The organism is Rhizocola hellebori (assembly GCF_016862955.1).
Lineage (GTDB): Bacteria > Actinomycetota > Actinomycetes > Mycobacteriales > Micromonosporaceae > Rhizocola > Rhizocola hellebori.
Genome location: NZ_BONY01000001.1, coordinates 37,094 through 53,827 on the forward strand (window position 1 = coordinate 37,094; position 16,734 = coordinate 53,827).

The window sequence follows — 16,734 nt, forward strand, 5'->3', positions numbered from 1 at the left end:
CAGCGCAAAAAGCGCAGCCCGCTCGCGCCAGCGGCGCGGCCATCGCCGGCAGGTGCCAGCGCACAAAGCGCGACCCCGCTCGCGCCAGCGGCGCGGTCATCGCCGGCAGGTGCCAGCGCACAAAGCGCGACCCGCTCGCGCCAGCGGCGCGGCCATCTTCTTGTGCGCCGCCGCCCAAAGCGCGACCCGCTCGCGCCAGCGGCGCGGGCCATCGCCAGCGGGTGCCAGCGCACAAGGGCGCAATCCGCTCGCGATCGCGGTGTGGCCGGCGGGGCCTGTGCTTAGGCTGCGGCCTGGTTGCTGCGGGGGGTGCCGAGGTGGCCGGCTTGGGTCTGCTCGGCCGGACCGCTGGAGGCGACCACGCCGAACTTCGCCTTGTCCAATCGCCGCAACGCCTGCTGCACCTTGCTTTCCTGTGCCTGCTGCTCGGCCAGAGCCGCGCACAGCGCGGAACTTTCGCGCTGGCGGCCTTCGAGCTTGAGTTGCTTGGCACGCGCGGCGGCCTTGCGGGCCACCTCGCGGGCGCCGGACACCACCGCGCCGTCGGGGTTGACCTGCCTGGCGTCAATCTCGGCCAGGACCGATCGCGTCGCCTGCTGACGCGAGCGGGTCTTGCGCCGCCGGGCGGCCGCCAGCTGGGTGGGCGAAGCCAGCGGCTTGCCGCCCTCGTCGCACCAGGACGACAGCATGTTCAGCACCGCGCGCCGGGTCAGCTCGGGCGGGTCGCTGGTGGACGGGACCGAGCGGAACGCGCTGCCGTCGGGGTCGAAGTCGAGGGCGTGCACGATGTCTTGCGGGGTCCAGCCGCAGTCGAAGAACGCGCTGGTGCGCCGGCGCAGCTCGGTCATGGGCAGCGTGCGCAGGCTGACCAGCTCATAGACCAGCCAGCGGGTGGCCTGCTCCTGCTCGGCGCGGCCGGCCGGCGCCCGCGACGGGTCGATCGAGTGATGACCGAAGGCCCAATAGGGATGGCAGTCTGGGCAGCGACGCTCGAGATCGCCAAGGTTGAAGCGGCGCGTGCGCTCATCACACGCACCGCACCAGGTGGGCATATCCATCGCCATGACGACAACAATAGAACCCCTGTACGACAATTTCCGCCGATGCGTGCGCAGGGGTAGGTCCGGCAGACTGTAGCGGTGACGCTCTATATGGTGCTGGCGGCCGGATACGGCGTGCTTCAGCTGGCCGCTTTGGGCTGGCTAGCTGGGCGTTCGGTCCGGATCAGCACGGCCGCGCTGTGCATCGCGGTGGGCATGTACGGGTGCGGCGTCGCCACCCTCATCCTGCAAGCGATCTACACCAGAGGCGTGGCGGAGCTTACCGGGGAACGGATGGCCGATGTGGTTCGCGTCGCGAGCTACACGGTGGACCCGTTCTTCGAAGAGATCGTCAAGGTGACCCCGCTGCTGTTGGTCGGGATGCATTTGCGCACCCGGTTCCAGCTCGGCCTGACCGACTACCTCGTGCTCGGTGGCGCGCTGGGAGCCGGGTTTGGCCTGCTTGAGGCGATCCTGCGGTTCAGTCATCTGGCCGGGCGGGCGATCGCCGTACCCGACGGATGGATTGTCCCTTCCGGATTGTCGGCGACCTACGTGCCTGACGCAGGCGCCATAGCCGGATCATGGCTGCCCGCTCCCGCCAGCTCCGGCCTGCTCGTTTTCGTCGGCGGCCCGGACACCTTCCTGCATCTGGCGTGGAGCGCGATCGGCGGCCTCGGGGTCGGGGTGCTGCTGCGCGGCCGCGGTCTGGCCCGCGTGGCCGGCCCGTTGGCGATCATCTTCGTCGCGGCCCAGCATGCCGCCGTCAACTACGACCTGGCCCTGCTCGGCAAGACCGGCTTCGGCGACGCGCTGGCCGCCCCGTTTCTCGCCGCGAACCGGCTGCTGTGGCTGCTTCCCCTGCTCGGCTTGATGATCGCCGGATTTTTCGATCGGCGCGACGTGACCCGCCTGGGCACGGCGCTGCCCGCCGCCCCGTCCGAATTCGCCCTGCTGGGTCTGCCGTGGACATTGCTGGTCGCGTTGCGTTTCAGCAGGTTGCGCCGGTCGCTGGCCTACGCCCGGGCGCGCGGGCCGGAGCCGTCCACCGCGGCGCTCTATCACGCGCTGGCGACTATCCGCTGGCTCATCGACCGGGCCAACTCCCGCACGGCCTGGCGTCACGCCCCCGGCCTCAACGGCGACCCACCGCGACGGCTGATCACGGCCGCGGTGCGCAATTGGCAGGTCTGGGTATGGCTGGGGCTGCTCCTGCCATCGCTGCTCTACTTCGTGGCTGGCGGGTTCCCCGCCACCGCCTCGCTTCAAAAGGCGCTGGCCTCCCCCGCGCTGTCCTGGCTGCTCATCGTGTTCCTCGCCGGGGGCCTGCTCTGGCTGATGTGGCAGTCCACGGTGCACCTGCGGCTGCTTTCCAAAGCGCTGGGCCAGCCCCATGCCGAGTCGGCCACCCGGTCTCGGCTGCAGCTGATGTCGGCGGCGGGAGCCCTGGTGGGCGGCGCGTTCGGGCTCTACCTGCTGCTCACCGGAACTCCGATGTGGCAACAGGCGATCACCTCGTTCCACGTGCTGGCCGCCCTCGCCGGCGCGATCGTGGCGGTGCTGGTGGTGCTGACGATCGCGGCCCTGTTCACCATGTTCCCGCCGGGCGGGCTGGCCCTGGCCGGCGGGCTGGGCACACTGGCGCCCGGTTTGGCCATCTCCAGCTCGATGCTGCTGGAGGCCGGGCTGGTCGGCGCGATCACCGGCGTGGTGCTGATGGAGGCGGCGGACTCCGGGGGCGGCGGGGACGGCGGCGGTAGTGGCAGCCGCCCGCGCGGGCCCAACGAAGACCGCTTTCCCGAGGACGATTTCGACGGCACCGGCTCGTCAATGGATGAGCTGGCCGAGCTGACCTACCGCCACACCGGGGCCGGCGACATGCACATCGGCGGCAGCGCGGCCCGGCCGACCCAGGCGGAGATCCTCGATACCCTGGGCAGCGGCACCCGCTCGGAGCTGACGGGACAGAACGCGGTGCAGTATGTCCGCGATGGCGTCAAGGTCATCATCAACCGGGACATGCCTTGGCGCAGCACGGCTTACTACATCGGAGGATGAGATGGAAGGCTACCCGTTCGGGCTCTCCGATGACCTGACCGAGGCCGACACGGCCACCATGGAGGCGACGCCGGTCGATCTCGGCCACGGCCGTTCGCGTTCGGTGGCGGATCTGGTGGTCAGCTGGGCCGGGCATGTCAACCGGCTGCACGCCGAGCAGTATCTGCGCCCCGGCGAGGACAACGAGGCGTGGACGGCGCACGACTACGTCGCGGCGCTGATCATCCGCGACTTCGTGGAACGCGCGCTGCGGCTGCTGCCCCGCACCGCCGAGGATCACGCTTTCACCGCTGTCACCAAACACGACGAGCTGCTTCGCTCGTTCACCGAGCCGGACGCGACAGGGGTTCTGCAACGCTTCGCGCCGGACGAGTGGAACGCCGGCTGGTGGTGGCAACGCCTGCCCCAGTCCGGGCCGGTGCGCCAGGAGCTCGACGCGTTCGCGGCCCGGACCTAGGCATCCGATCAGGGGGTGGGGCTAGGGAAGATCGGGATGGTGCCACAGTTGCGAAGCCCCGGGATCGGCTGGTAGTTGCCGCCGCCGGAAATCTTCGTCGCGGGGAACCAGCCCCAGCCGTGCTTGGAGTTGGTGCTGGTGTCGGCCTGCGTGTAGAGCCAGTAGTTGTTGCGGGCGCTGCCGACATGCGGGTTCTCGTAGCCGACCCATTGCTCCTGGCAGACGAACCAGCTGTTGCCGGCGTTGAGGTAGCCGGAGGAGACCCCGCCGGCCATGACATTTCCACCGGTGTACGCGTTGCACCACGCTGTGCCGTAGGTGTTGCCCAGATAGTCCTGGTGTGCGCCACCGCTGCCCCAGCAGCCGTCGTAGGCGATTGCGGGCGCCTGTACCGCGGCGGTGATGGCCATCGTCGCCATCAGCGCAGCCGCCGCCAGCCTTGCGGTTGTGCGTAGTCGAGGCATGCACATGCTCCTTCTGCCGCTTTCGCGGCGATGCGGACGTCGCTGGCCGAAACGCTAGGCACCGCCTCTTCCCGCTCGCTTAACGGCAACCAACACGGCAACTGCCGCCTGGAGTTGACACCACCTGCCCCATAATCAACCATCGGTCCCCATGGGGGACGTGCACGCTTTTCGATCTTCGAGACTTGATCTTGGTTTGTCCCAGGCGACGGTCGCGAAACGTGCCGGGCTCAGCCTTCGCGCGCTGCGCAACATAGAGACGGGAAAATCATCGCCGCGCCGGGGCTCGGCCGAGCGGATCCTGCGTGCGCTGCGCACCGAGCTTCCCGATCCACCATTGTGGATCGGCGTGCTGGGCCCGCTGAAAGTACGCCGCGGAGCCGACCGCGTTGAGCTGACCTCCGCGTCACGGCGCAATCTGCTCGGATTCCTTGCCCTTCACTACGATCGGGTGGTCACCAGCTCCGACCTCGCCGACGTGCTGTGGCCGGGCCGCCCGCCGTCCTCCTGGCGCAACCTCATCCACGTGCACATCAATCGCCTTCGCGCCGTTCTGGAGCCGCACCGGCGGCCCCGCATCCCGAGCGCCACCATCACCTCCACCGGCGGCGGGTACCAGATGATCGTCGACGAGAACAGCCTCGACCTCGCCAGGTTCGTGAAGCTGACCGACCTGGGCCGGGCCGCGGCGGCGTCACGCGACCACGCCTTGGCGCAGCGCCACTTCGAGCAGGCGCTGGCCTGCTGGCGCGGCCCCGTCCTGGCCGACAGCGGCGACGCCATCACCCAGCGCGCCACCGCCTCGTCGTTGCACCACCATCGCCTGTCGATCGCGCTGGCCTACGCCGACCTCGCGCTGGCGGCCGGCAAATTCGAACAGGTCGGATTGCTGCTCAAGGAAATCGCCGAAGTCGAGCCGTGGCACGAAAGGGTTCACGCGCTGCTGATGCGGGCCCTGGCCGGAAACGGGCAACAGGCGGCCGCGATCGGCGTCTACCACCGCCTCGCCGGCCGTCTCGCCACCGAGCTGGGCGTCGATCCGGGACCTGCGCTGCGGCAGGCATATCTAGCCACCCTGCAACCGGCCGCCGCGGGTTAGCCGGCCACGAAACGCACGGCGTCGGCGATCACGTACCCGTTGGTGTTCTCGGTGCGCAGCAGCACGCTGCCCGCGCTGCCGGCCGAGAAGCTATAGCTGCCAAGGGAAACCCACTGCCCACCGGAGACCCGCTGATCGACTGTACGGGTGGTGATGCCACCGCTGTGCACCACGTCTACGGGAACATTGCTGGCCCGGTTGGTGTGCGAAGTCCACCGCAGGTAGACCGTATAGGCGCCGGCCGCGGGAAGCGCGGGCGTGAAACGCAACCGGTTGACGCCCTTGGCGGTGTTGTTGTCGTGCTCATAGTCGGGGCCGTAGAAGCCGCTGATGGACGTGCTGGAAAGCCAAGTGCCGGCCCGGGTCACCCCAGACGAGGCGGCGTTGTCGAGGATCACCTCGCCCGGCGTGGGAATCGGCCATTGCAGGATCTGCCCGTCGGCGCGCAGCCGGGCCGCCAGCGCGGGATAGCTCAGCTGCTGCAAGGAAACCGCCGCGTCGGTGGCGAGGATGGCGGCGGTGGCCGCGGACTGGGCCAGGATCATGAACACCGGTTCCATCCGGATGGAGCCGTAGGCGATGTGGCTGGCCGACAGGCACACCGGCACCGCCAGGTTGGTGCACTGGCCGGAGCTCGGCACGATCGAGCGGTAGCTGATCGGGTAAGCGCCGGGAATCCCGATCTGCACGTCGCCCTCGTTCTTGACCAGGCCGTCGACGACCACGCGCTGACAGTTGTGTGAGTCCATGGTGTAACTGGCCATGCCCACCGGGTCGGCCGCGGTCACGTTCCGGCGGCAGTCGTGCTCGGTCATCACATAAGCCGACACCATCCTGCGGGCTTCCCTAACGTAGAGCTGTGGCGGCCAGCCGCCGGTGGTGGTGAACTCGTCGGCAGCCAAACCCCACGACGCGGTCGCGGAACGGATCGCGGCCGGGAGCCGGGAATCGTTGGCCAGGAACCACATCAGGCCCTGCTGATAGCGGCGGTGCTCGGCGAAGATGGCGTCGCGGGCGGCATAGCTCGCGGTCGGGTAGCTGTAGTTGCCACCGATGTGGTCGGTGGAGAAAGCGCCGTTGTTGTTCGAGTCGGTCTTGCCGCCGCCCACACTGTGCGTGGTGAAGAACGGCCCGGTGTAGCCGGCCTGGATGTAGCGCCACAACAGCTCGTAGTCGGCAGCGTCGTAACCGGCCGGGCGCGGGAACGGGATGCGCCCGGCCGCCTGGGTCAGGCACATCCGGAAGTTGTAGGCCTGGATCCTTGTGTCGGCCGTGCCGTTGGGGGCCACCGTGGCCGCGATGCCGGGCAGCAGGCCCGACGCGGGGTCACCGGCCGTGCGGTAGGGCGAGACCGGCAGCGTGAACTGATGCTTGTCGCGCAGCTGCACACCGTTGATGGTCTCGCCGTAGGCCGAATTCGCCTCGCGCCCGGAGGTCCAGGCCACCCCGGCCCTGTCCATCAGGTCGCCTTCATAACTGCAGTCCATGAACATGGGCGCCCGGAACACCTGGCCGTTGTCGGCGGCGACCTCGGTGATGCGGCTCCCGGCCCGGGTCACCGTGCTCAACCGGATCGAGTAGTAGACCGGTACCCCGGCGGCTGACAGCAGATCGTCGAAGACCGCCCGGGCGACGTGGGGCTCGAAGGTGAACCGGGCCGGCGAGGTTGGCGTCACCGGGGTTCCGGCGTATTTCGCGTGGATCCTTCGGTAGAACTCCCCCGCTATCCCGCCAATGCTTTCCTTCACCCCGGAATCGGTCATCCCCAGCCCGCCGGTGCTCAGCCCGCCCAGATGGGTGCCGGGCTCGATGACGACCGCGGTGCGGCCCATCCGCCGGGCCTGCACCGCCGCGACGATCCCGGCGGAGGTGGCTCCGTAGACGACCAGATCCACCTCCACGACGGCGGCGGCATAGCTCGCCGCCGGGATCCCGGTCAGGATCAGGGTGGCCCCGCCCAGACTAAGCACGTGGCGGCGGCTCAACGGATGTGCCATGACCGACTCTCCTTGGCGGGCAACGGAATGAATCGACATATGTCAAGAATAGGGGCGGCGGCCCCCTGGGAGTTGGGCCGCCGCCGGCTTGTGGCACTAGTCGTAGTCGTTGACCTGGATTGTCACCCGATGCTGCGCCGAAGGCCAGTTCGGCACATTGACAAGTTCGAGACCGCCGGTACGCGATTTCACCGCAACGAACGCGATCCCCAAGTTAGCGGGCGCGGCCGGCACATAGACGTCCATTCCGGTAATGAAGGTCTGGGCGAAGAACGCTGGAATCGGCGCGGTCAGATCGGTGGCCCGGTCGACAAAGCGGTCGTAGGCGAAAATCCCGATGGCCCGCTTGACCCGCGGCGTGTTCGCGGCGTTGAGGATGTTCTGGCCGTTGACATACAGGGCGTCGCTGCCCTCGCCCTGGTCGCCCCACCATTCCTTGTTGCGCGAGATGACCAGGTTGGTGTGTGCTTCGCTCTTCTCGGTCAGCGCATCGAGCCCCTGACCGGGGATCCCGGCGAGCAGCCGGATGAGCCGATCCGAGCGCACCGACGGCTGGAAGTAGAAATGGTGGGTGGCCGCGCCTTCACGCACCAGAGCGAATTCGTAGCGCCGGAAGCCGAGTGCGCGGAACGGCCCGAACGATCCATCTTCAGGCAGCACAAAGGTTTCCAAGGGCGGGCCGGGCCGCCTGGCCCCGGTCAGCGGATTGATCGCGTAGACCTGAAGGGTGGCCCCGGCCACCCCGACGTTGGTCGGAAAGAGCACCGCCCGCCCGGACAGGGTCAGCCGGCCCGGCGGCTCGGGCAGCAGCTGTGTCGTACGTGGACCCGCGCCGGTGAAGAAGCGGTAGACCTGGACGAAGGTTTCCGGCGAGGTGACGACCTGGGTGTGCGACTGGTCGCTGAAGTAGACGTTGGTGGCGCCGATGATGGTGCGCTCGGTACTGCCCTCGCCCCAGACCGCGAGGGTCGGCACGCCTCCAGGAAGCGCGGTGGCCGTACGGCCGTCCAGGTTGACGTAGTGCGCCACCGTGGCGGCCCGCAGCGGGCTGGCCAGATAGCTCTGTGCCATGAAGGTGCCAAGCGAGTGACCCAGCAGGTCCACTTTGTCGGCCCCGGTCTGGGCCAGCAGCCGGGCGATGCGCTGGTCCAGCCGGGCGAAGATCTGGTCGGGTGTTTCCGTGGCGAAGGTGGAGTCGTAGTCGTGCGCCTCGATGATCTCGGCCGGGTAGCCGTTGCTCGCGAGGCGCTTGGCCTGGGTCTGGAATTGCATGGCGGAACCAGCGCTGCCGTGGACGAAGACCACGGGACGCCTGGCTGGTGTCGAGGGCTCGGCCTGGGCCGAGGAGACCGGGAGGGCGGTCGCTAGAAGCGCTACGGCCGCGAGGACGAAGACCTTACGTCGCATGCGTTGCCTCCGTGCGGGGGGACGGTTAACTACCACTGATAGTTTTCAGCATCGTAGCTCCCCGACACGTTGACAACATCACCCGCGGGCCAATACGTTTAACACATTGGTTAAGTGAAGGGGGCTTCGATGGCTGGCACCGATCAGCTCAGCGCGGTGTTCTCGGCGCTGGCCGACCCGACTCGACGGGGGATCCTCGCCGAGCTGGCTACACGCGACGCCACCGTCACCGAGCTCACCGCTCCTTTGTCGATCTCGATGCCGGCGGTGTCACGGCACCTCAAAGTGCTCGAGCGCGCCGAGCTCATCTCACGGTCACGGTCGGGCAAGTGGCGCGCGAGCCGCCTCGAAGCTGCCCCGCTGCGCGAGGCGGCGGTCTGGATCGAGCGCTACCGGCGGTTCTGGGACTCGTCCCTCAGCCGCCTCGATGCCCACCTCGCCGCGGTGCAGGCCGCCGCACGGGCAACGGACCGGATGGCCGGCGACCCCAAGGAGCTCGCATGAAAACGGAAACTCCGCAGATCGTCATCACGCGTGTGTGCGACGCGCCGCGGGAGCTCGTCTACCGGGCCTTCACCGATCCCGACCACCTGGCGTCGTGGTGGGGTCCGATCGGCAACACCATTCCGCGCGACGAGATGGAGTTCGACGTGCGTCCCGGCGGCTTTCAACGGTGGACGGAGGTCTTTGCGGCGCAACCCGAGCTTCGCGTGCACATCCACGTTGACCTCACCGACGTCGTCGACGGCGAGCTACTCGAAGGCGTCTTTCACGTCAGCGGCCGGCTGCCGGAGGGCATCGAGCCGCATGCGACGAGGCTGCGGGTCGAGTTCTACGACGAGGCTGATGGACGCACGCGCCTGGAGATCCGCCAGTGGTTCCCCGAACATCTGGCGCACCACGCCGAGGAGGGCTGGCGCCAAGCGTTCACCAAGCTGGACGCACTAATCATCGAGAGGTAGAGGTATGGCAAAGCTGATTTACGCGACGAACGTGTCGCTTGACGGCTACATCGAGGACGAACGCGGCGCGTTCGACTGGTTCCCCATCGGCGACGAGATGTTCGCGTCCTACACCGACCTCCTGCGGTCTGTGGGCACGTTTCTCTACGGGCGGCGCCTTTACGAGGCGATGGCCGTCTGGGAGACCGATGCCGCTCTGGCCGCGCAGTCCGACCTCATGGCCGACTTCGCGAGCGCCTGGCAGGCGGCGAGCAAAGTCGTTTACTCCACGACCCTTTCCGCGGTGTCCACTGCCCACACCCGCATCGAACGCCGTTTCGACCCCGCCGCGGTAAGCGAACTGAAGGCCACGGCCAGCAGTGATCTGACCGTAGGAGGCGCCAGCCTCGCGACGGAGGCTTTCAAGGCCGGGCTGGTCGACGAGTGCCAGCTGGCCGTCCTGCCCGTTGTCGTCGGCGGGGGCAAGCCAGGGCTGCCGACCGGCATGCGCACCGACCTTGAGCTCATCGATGAGCGCCGGTTCCGAAACGGCGTCGTACATCTGCGCTACCGCGTTCTCGGGCAGTGAACGGCAGCCCCTCACGGCTCCACTATGGAGATGCCTTCCGCGAAGCGGATCAGGTCGTCATCGTCAGCCGCGGCCCGTAGGCGAAGCGCAGCAGATCCGGCCGCGGATCTGTTTACGGGTTTCGCCGGGCAAACCATCGATGCGAATATATTCAAATGCGTTTATTATTTTCAGCGGCCATCGCGATCACGCTACTAACTTTCGCGCCGCCCGCCGCGGCCGACGTCTCGATCATGGCCACCACCGCTCCGGCCCTGGTCATCGGCAGTGATTTCGCCGACCCCGACATCTCCAAATTCGACGGAACCTACTACGCCTACTCGACCAACAACGGCTTCGGCAACGTACCGGTGGCGTCGGCCACCTCGATCACCGGGCCGTGGACGCGGCGCGGGAACGCCTTGCCGGCCCTGGGGGCGTGGGCCAGCGGCGGGCTGACCTGGGCGCCCGACGTGTCGCGTCTTGCCGATGGCCGCTACCTGCTCTACTACACCGCGCGCAGCGTCGCCGCCGGACGGCAGTGCCTCGGCGCGGCCTATGCCACCTCCCCGCTCGGGCCGTTCACACCCGTTGGCACGCAACCGTTGGTGTGCAACGGCGGCGAGGGCGGCGACATCGACGCGTCAAGCTTTGTCGACAGCACCGGCCTGCGTTACCTGCTCTACAAGGACGACGGCAACGCCATCGGGCAGCCGACAAGCCTTTGGCTGCAACAGGTTGCCGCCAACGGCGTGACCCTGGTGGGTGCCCGCGTGGAGCTGCTGCGCAGCGGAGCGCCCGAGGAAGCGGGCATCATCGAAGCCCCCGTGCTGACCAAATCCGGTTCGCAATACGTGCTTTTCTATTCTCTAGGCGGGTACGGAGGCGACGGCTACCAAACCAGCTACGCCACCTCGACCGCTCTCACCGGCCCCTACACCAAGGCGTTCCGCTCGCTGATGACCACCGCGAGCGTCAACAGCGCCGTGCGCGGGCCGGGCGGGGCCGACGTCATCCGCGAGGCCACCGGCGATCACCTCGTCTTCCACGGCTGGATCAACAACTACACCGCCCGCGGCATGTACGTGGCCGCCCTCGGCTGGGCCGGCAACTTCCCCGTCGTGCGCGGAAGCCGGGTGCGTACCGAACTCGAACGCGGCACCCTCAGCCACTGCTCGATCCGCAACACCGGCACCGCTTCGCAGGGCCAGGTCGTGGCCTACATCGACTTCGCGGACAGCTGGGTGCAGGTCTCCGTCTTCGCCCCCAGAACCGGCGGCTACACCGCCTGGATCGCCTACGCCGCAGGCCTTGGCGACGCCCAGCACACGCTGAGCGTGAACGGCGGCGCGGGCATCGTGGTGAACTATCCCAACACCGGCTGGGAAACCTGGCGGCAAGCCGCCGTCAATGTCAACCTCAACGCCGGCTGGAACACCCTGCGCCTCACCTTCCGCACCCGCTGGGCCGAGCTGGATTACGTCGAAGTCGCCTGAGGCGACGTGGCCTGGTGCAGGGAACGCAAGTAGGCCAGGTTGGCCCGGGTGCGTTCGGCGAGCGGCTGGGTGGTGGAGAAGTCTTCCACGGTCACCCAGCCGTCGTAGCCGTGCGCGATGAGCGCGTGCAGGTAGGCGTCGAGGTCGGCTTGGCCTTCCCAGAGCGGGGCCCAATCCTGCGCCCAGACCACGGTGCCGCCGGGGGTGGTGCCGGCTGGGCGCCAGGCCACGTTCTTGACATGGACGTGAGCCAGGTAGGGCCCGAGCATCTGGAAGGCGGCCAGCGGGTCCTCGTGACCCTCGATCACCAGGTTGCCGATGTCGTGGATGACGCCGACCCGGGCCGGGTCGAGCCCGTCGACGAGGCGCATGGCGGCCGACGCCGACGCGACGATGGTGCGGTGGTGCAGCTCGACCAGGACGGTGACGCCGTGTTCGGACGCGCGTTGCGCCGCCCACGCCAGATCGTCGCGGGTGCGGGCCAGCAGGTCGCGATAGTGCCCCTCCCCCAGCGCCGGCATGGTCACCCGCACCCGCCCGGCCCCGAGCGCGGCCGTCGCGGCCAGCATTCGCTCCACATTGGACCGATCGTCGGCGCGGGTGTAGCCGCCCAGGCCCGAGAACTGCAGGCCCGCCCCGTGGGTTATCCGGGCGATCTCGGCGAGGTGCTCCTCCAGGCCGGTCAGCGGCCAGGTGGCGAGATTGCCCGCCCAGAAGCCGGGCTCGGCCGCCTCAGCCTGATCGGTGATGCGCCACTCGATGCCTTCCCAGCCTTGCGCGGCAAGGGTTTGCGCCGCCTGTGGCGGAGTCCACTGCGGGGTCGAGGCGGTGAATACAGAAAACCTCATAGCTCTTCCATCCGAACCGGCCGCCCGAGCTGCGCCGAGCGGTAGACGCCGACCACCACGGCGAGCGACATCAGGCTTTCCTGCGCGCCTATCGCCGCCGCGCGACCCTCGTCTATCGCGTTGATGATGTCTTGGTACTGCCGCACGTGCCCCATCAGAAAACCGTCGGCTTCCTTTTCCGCGGGCGGCGCCTGATTCACGCCGCCGGGCGCGCCCGCGACGTGGAGGAATTCCAGCTGATCGTCCTGGATGATCGCCGAGCCGCGGGAGCCGTGGATCTGCAGCCGGGCCGCCAGCCCCGGATAGGCGGCCGTGCTCGCGTGCAGCACGGCGAGCGCGCCGGAGCGGAAGCGGACACAGGCCACGGCCACATCTTCGACCTCGACCCGTTCGTGGGCCAGCAAACCCGTGTAGGCGAACACCTCCACCGGCTCGCCGAGCAGCCAGACAAGCAGGTCGATGGTGTGGATGGCCTGGTTCATGGTCACGCCGCCGTCCAGCGCCTTGGTGCCGCGCCATCCGGCGGAGTCGTAGTAGGACTGTTCCCGCCACCAGGGCACCGAGGCCACCGCCGAGGTGATCCGGCCCAGCTCGCCCTGTGCCACCGCCCGGTAGACGGCGGCGCTGGCCGGGTCGAACCGATGCTGGCTGATCACCGAGCAGACCTGCCCGCGTTTTTGCGCCTGCGTCGCCAGCTCGGCCACCTGGCGGGCCCGATCGAGCGAGACGTCGAGCGGCTTCTCGATGACCACGTGCTTGCCCGCGGCGAGGGCCTCCTGCGCGGCGCCGGCATGCATTCCGCTCGGGGTGCAGATCACCACCAGGTCCAGCTCCCGGTCGGCGAGCGCCGCCCCCAGCGACTCGTAACAACCCGGCTCGCCCGGCGCTGCGGAAGCCCCCGCCGGTGCCCGGTCTGCCGCGGCCCGATCGGCCGAAGCCCCCGCCGGTGCCCGGTCTGCCGCGGCCCGATCGGCCGAAGCCCCCGCCGGCGCTCCGTTTGCCGCGCGGGTGCTGGCGATAAGGGCGGCCAGGGCTTGGGCGGCTTGCGGCACGGCATCGATGACGGCGTCGACGCGCAGCCGGGGCAGCCGCGCCATCGCCTCGCCGTGATGGCGGCCGATGATCCCGCTGCCCAATATGGCGGCCCGGATGGGTGTTTCGCCCTGCTGTGTCATTTGACCCCGCCCGCGGTCAAGCCGCTTATCAGGTACCGCTGAAAAATGAGGTAAAGCACCACCACTGGCAGCGCGCAGACCAGGGCGGCCGCCATCATCTGGCCGTAGACGGGGATCGCCCCGCCCTCCTGGGTGGCCCCGAAAACCTGCAGCGCCACGGCTGCGGTGCGGCTCTCCGGATTGGTCATGACCGAGGCGAAGAGGACGTCGTTCCAGCCGAGCAGGAAGGCGAAGATTCCCGAGACGATCAGGCCGGGCCAGCTCAGCGGCACCACGATGCGGGTCAGCACGCCCCACGACGAAGCGCCGTCGATGCGGGCCGCCTCGTCGAGCTCGCGCGGCAGTCCGCGCAGATAGGTGACCATGACCCAGGTGGAGAAGGGCAGCGCGAAGGTGAGGTAGGTGACCACCAGCGCCCACCGCGTGCCGATCACCTGTACCCCGAAGACCGTGGCCAGGCTGGCGAAGAGCACGAAGACCGGCAGCAGCATCAGAGTGCCGGGAATGCTTTGCAGCGCAAGCAATCCGCGTAGGAAAGCCAGCCGGCCCAGAAAGCTGAAGCGCACCAGCACATAGGCCGTCAGGGTGGCTAAGAGGGCGGACGCGACCGCCACCGCGCCCGCCACGATCAAACTGTTGACCAGGCCGCCGCCGAGCTCGACGGTCGACCAGATCCGCAGATAGTTCCCGAAATCGAGCTGCTGTGGCCAGAACTCGCCCGCCGCCACCGACAGGTCTGAGTTGACCGAGGCGAAGAACATGTAGCACAAAGGAATCAGCACCGATGCCAGCAACACCGCGATGACCGCCAGCCGCAGCGGGCGGGGCAGCAGCTGGTGGACTGAGGAGTCGCGTTTCACGCCTGCCCCACATCCAGCCGCACCGCGCGCAGGTAGGCCGCGAGTGGGATGGCGATGAGCACCACCGAGAACACGGCCATCGCCGCGCTCACCCCGAAGCGGAAGTTCTGGAAGCCCTCCACGTACGTCAAGACCGGCAGCACCTCCACATCACGTGGGCTGGGCACGCCGAACAGGACGAACGGCAGCGTGAAATTGTTGACGTTGTGCAGGAAGGCGATCAGCATCGCGAGCGTCACCGGCCCGCGCAGGAACGGGAAGATGACGTAGCGCAGCTTGCTCCACCAGCCGGTGCCGTCGAGTGCGGCCGCCTCATGCATGGTGTGGTCGATGCTTTGCAGCCCGGCCAGCGCCAGCAGGTAGACCAGCGGCCAGCTGGCCCAGATCTGCACGATGACCAGAGCCCAGAAACTTCGCGGGCCGTTGAGCCACAGGTCTTCGCTGACCCCGAAGCGGCTCAGCGTGTGCTCCGCGATGCCGTCGGGCTGCAGGATGATCCGCCATACCGTGCCGACCACGAAAGCCGGCAGCACGTAGGGGATCAGGAAGATCGAGCGGACCAGGCCCCGGCCACGGAATCTGTTCTGCGTCGCCAGCGCGGCGGCCAGCCCGATGGGCAGCGTCGCCAGCGTGACGATGGTGGCATAGCCGACGCTGATCCGGATCGAGTGCAGCAAATTAGATCGCTGGATCGCCTCGGAGTAGTTGCCGAGCCTGATGAACGGCGCGTGCACCCACTGCCGGAACGTGTACTGGTCGAGGTCGAGCAGGGAGACGTAGAGCGCCACCGCCAGCGGCACGACGATGACGACGAACATGAGCACACCCCCGGGGGCGAGCATCCACAGTGGACGCCCGCTCCCGGAGGCTTGACGCTTGCTCACCCGCTACTCACTTGGCCTTGTCCAGCGCCGACTGGGCCGCGGTCTGAGCCTGCGCCACCAGGGACTTCAGCTGCGCCTGGTCCACCTTTCCGGCGGCCAGGTTGGGCACCGACTGCACCACGACGTTGACCAGCGCCAGCTGAATCTGGCTCCACGCACCGGAAAACGGGGTGCCGGAGGCCTTGCCGGAGGAGTCGACGATCGCCGCCAGCGCCGGATCGGACTGCAGCGTCTTGGCGTATTCGGCGTTGGTGGGCAGCTCGCCGAAGGTCTTGTAATAGGTCTCCTGCGCCTCCGCGCTGGTGAGCATCTTCACCAGTGACAGCGCGAGATCCTTGTTCTTGGAATACTTCGCGACGACAAGGTTGTCGCCGGAAAGGATGCTCGTGGCGGCCACTCCCCCGGCGGGCAGCGAGGTCGCGCCGGGCGGGATGGTCGGCATGATGGCGTAGGAGTATTTACCCGCCACCGACGACTTGTCGAGCGTCACCTTGGAGGTGGCCGAAACCATGGGCAGGAAGGCCGCCTTGCCCGCCCCGAAGGCGGCGATCGCCTGGGCGTTCTTCCACCCGGCCGCGGCCGGATCGACGACCTTGTCGGTCGCCAGCCAGCCCAGGTAGGTCTGGTAGGCCTTCAGGGTGCTCTCCTGGTCGAGCTGTGCTTTGCCGCCGTTGACAAGCGGGTTGCCCGCCTGCACGCTCATCGCCCAGATGAACTTCCACGGGTCGAAGCTGTCGCCGTAGGCCACGGCCAGACCGAAGTTGCCGCCGGTGGTCAGCGTCTTGGCCTGAGCGAGCAGGCCGTCCCAGGTGTCGGCGGGCTTGGCGATGCCGGCCGCCTTGAGCATCTCGGTGTTGTAGGCCATGACGAACGGGCGGCTGGTGAACGGGATGCCGACCTCGTGTTGCTTGTCGGGGCCGGAGATGCCCAGCGTCGCGGGCAGGAACCGGTCGCGTCCGCCGACCTTGGCCCAGTCGTCGGCGGTCAGCTCGACGAACGCCCCCGTGGCGTAGGCCGTCGGGGTGAAGGTGGTGCCCAGCGAGTAGACATCGGGACCCTGGCTCGACAGGACGGAGGTCTGAATCTTTGTCAGCTCATCGTTTGGCGAGGCGAAGGTCTCGAAGGTGACGCTCGCCCCGGTCTGGGTCTTGAACTTCGCCGAAACGTCGTCGAACCACTGCTTCTGCTGCGTCGGGTAGATGGAGTTGGCCGACACCAACACGTTGAGCGTCTTGCCGACCCCGGGCAGGCCGGGCTCGGCCGCCGGCTCGGCGGTGCAGGCCGACAGGGGTGTTGCCATAACAATCGCGCACGCCAGCGCGAACAAAAAGCGTTTCGCTGTCATCTTTACTCCTCTTTGGAGCGATGTGGCGGCCAACGTATCAACGCGGAAATGTGCTGGCAACCGTTTGCCAACTTTTGCCAACTGTGGTTGCCTGG

At 68.2% G+C, this 16,734-nt stretch carries 16 protein-coding genes; 7 read left to right on the forward strand and 9 right to left on the reverse strand.

Features of this window, described 5'->3' with window-relative positions; translation table 11 throughout:
- Positions 1-281: 281 nt before the first annotated feature.
- The gene (locus tag Rhe02_RS00150) at positions 282-1,064 is read right to left on the reverse strand and encodes a hypothetical protein (RefSeq protein WP_203905921.1); all 783 of its coding nucleotides are present in this window, start codon (positions 1,062-1,064) and stop codon (positions 282-284) included.
- Between the two features lie 75 nt (positions 1,065-1,139).
- Here Rhe02_RS00150 and Rhe02_RS00155 point away from each other — a divergent pair, with 75 nt between their 5' ends.
- Both Rhe02_RS00155 and Rhe02_RS00160 read left to right on the forward strand, forming a co-directional pair.
- A complete protein-coding gene (locus Rhe02_RS00155) occupies positions 1,140-3,098 on the forward strand; it encodes a hypothetical protein (protein WP_203905922.1) in 1,959 nt (652 codons plus the stop codon).
- Position 3,099: 1 nt separating this feature from the next.
- Positions 3,100-3,555: a hypothetical protein gene (locus Rhe02_RS00160; protein ID WP_203905923.1), complete on the forward strand. Its 456-nt coding sequence runs from the start codon at positions 3,100-3,102 to the stop codon at positions 3,553-3,555.
- Positions 3,556-3,563: 8 nt separating this feature from the next.
- Here the strand turns inward: Rhe02_RS00160 and Rhe02_RS00165 are convergent, their stop codons facing one another.
- Positions 3,564-4,019, reverse strand: a complete 456-nt coding sequence (locus Rhe02_RS00165) for a hypothetical protein (protein ID WP_203905924.1) — start codon at positions 4,017-4,019, stop codon at positions 3,564-3,566.
- Positions 4,020-4,170: 151 nt separating this feature from the next.
- Here Rhe02_RS00165 and Rhe02_RS00170 point away from each other — a divergent pair, with 151 nt between their 5' ends.
- A complete protein-coding gene (locus Rhe02_RS00170; protein WP_275411021.1) occupies positions 4,171-5,118 on the forward strand; it encodes a BTAD domain-containing putative transcriptional regulator in 948 nt (315 codons plus the stop codon).
- Here Rhe02_RS00170 and Rhe02_RS00175 read toward each other — a convergent pair.
- Positions 5,115-7,115: an FAD-dependent oxidoreductase gene (locus Rhe02_RS00175; RefSeq protein WP_203905926.1), complete on the reverse strand. Its 2,001-nt coding sequence runs from the start codon at positions 7,113-7,115 to the stop codon at positions 5,115-5,117. The genes Rhe02_RS00170 and Rhe02_RS00175 overlap by 4 nt on opposite strands.
- A gap of 96 nt (positions 7,116-7,211) precedes the next feature.
- Complete coding sequence (locus Rhe02_RS00180) at positions 7,212-8,522, reverse strand: alpha/beta fold hydrolase (RefSeq protein ID WP_203905927.1); 1,311 nt, start codon at positions 8,520-8,522, stop codon at positions 7,212-7,214.
- A gap of 129 nt (positions 8,523-8,651) precedes the next feature.
- Here Rhe02_RS00180 and Rhe02_RS00185 point away from each other — a divergent pair, with 129 nt between their 5' ends.
- From Rhe02_RS00185 to Rhe02_RS00200, 4 genes are all read left to right on the forward strand, one after another.
- Positions 8,652-9,026 carry an ArsR/SmtB family transcription factor gene (locus Rhe02_RS00185; protein WP_203905928.1) on the forward strand — a complete coding sequence of 125 codons (375 nt, stop codon included), beginning with the start codon at positions 8,652-8,654 and terminating at the stop codon, positions 9,024-9,026.
- Positions 9,023-9,484, forward strand: coding sequence for an SRPBCC domain-containing protein (locus tag Rhe02_RS00190; RefSeq protein ID WP_203905929.1), 462 nt, complete (start codon positions 9,023-9,025; stop codon positions 9,482-9,484). Before Rhe02_RS00185 ends, Rhe02_RS00190 begins: the two co-directional genes overlap by 4 nt.
- A 4-nt stretch (positions 9,485-9,488) precedes the next feature.
- The gene (locus tag Rhe02_RS00195; protein WP_203905930.1) at positions 9,489-10,052 is read left to right on the forward strand and encodes a dihydrofolate reductase family protein; all 564 of its coding nucleotides are present in this window, start codon (positions 9,489-9,491) and stop codon (positions 10,050-10,052) included.
- Between the two features lie 155 nt (positions 10,053-10,207).
- The gene (locus Rhe02_RS00200) at positions 10,208-11,527 is read left to right on the forward strand and encodes a family 43 glycosylhydrolase (protein ID WP_239123113.1); all 1,320 of its coding nucleotides are present in this window, start codon (positions 10,208-10,210) and stop codon (positions 11,525-11,527) included.
- Here the strand turns inward: Rhe02_RS00200 and Rhe02_RS00205 are convergent.
- The 5 genes from Rhe02_RS00205 to Rhe02_RS00225 are packed head-to-tail and all read right to left on the reverse strand — an operon-like array spanning position 11,509 to position 16,639.
- A complete protein-coding gene (locus Rhe02_RS00205; RefSeq protein WP_203905931.1) occupies positions 11,509-12,375 on the reverse strand; it encodes a sugar phosphate isomerase/epimerase family protein in 867 nt (288 codons plus the stop codon). The genes Rhe02_RS00200 and Rhe02_RS00205 overlap by 19 nt on opposite strands.
- On the reverse strand, positions 12,372-13,550 hold the full coding sequence (locus Rhe02_RS00210) for a Gfo/Idh/MocA family protein (RefSeq protein WP_203905932.1): 1,179 nt from the start codon (positions 13,548-13,550) through the stop codon (positions 12,372-12,374). Before Rhe02_RS00210 ends, Rhe02_RS00205 begins: the two co-directional genes overlap by 4 nt.
- On the reverse strand, positions 13,547-14,410 hold the full coding sequence (locus Rhe02_RS00215) for a carbohydrate ABC transporter permease (RefSeq protein WP_239123114.1): 864 nt from the start codon (positions 14,408-14,410) through the stop codon (positions 13,547-13,549). Before Rhe02_RS00215 ends, Rhe02_RS00210 begins: the two co-directional genes overlap by 4 nt.
- Complete coding sequence (locus Rhe02_RS00220) at positions 14,407-15,294, reverse strand: carbohydrate ABC transporter permease (protein WP_239123116.1); 888 nt, start codon at positions 15,292-15,294, stop codon at positions 14,407-14,409. Before Rhe02_RS00220 ends, Rhe02_RS00215 begins: the two co-directional genes overlap by 4 nt.
- Before the next feature lie 7 nt (positions 15,295-15,301).
- A complete protein-coding gene (locus Rhe02_RS00225; RefSeq protein WP_203905933.1) occupies positions 15,302-16,639 on the reverse strand; it encodes a sugar ABC transporter substrate-binding protein in 1,338 nt (445 codons plus the stop codon).
- Positions 16,640-16,734 lie beyond the last annotated feature (95 nt).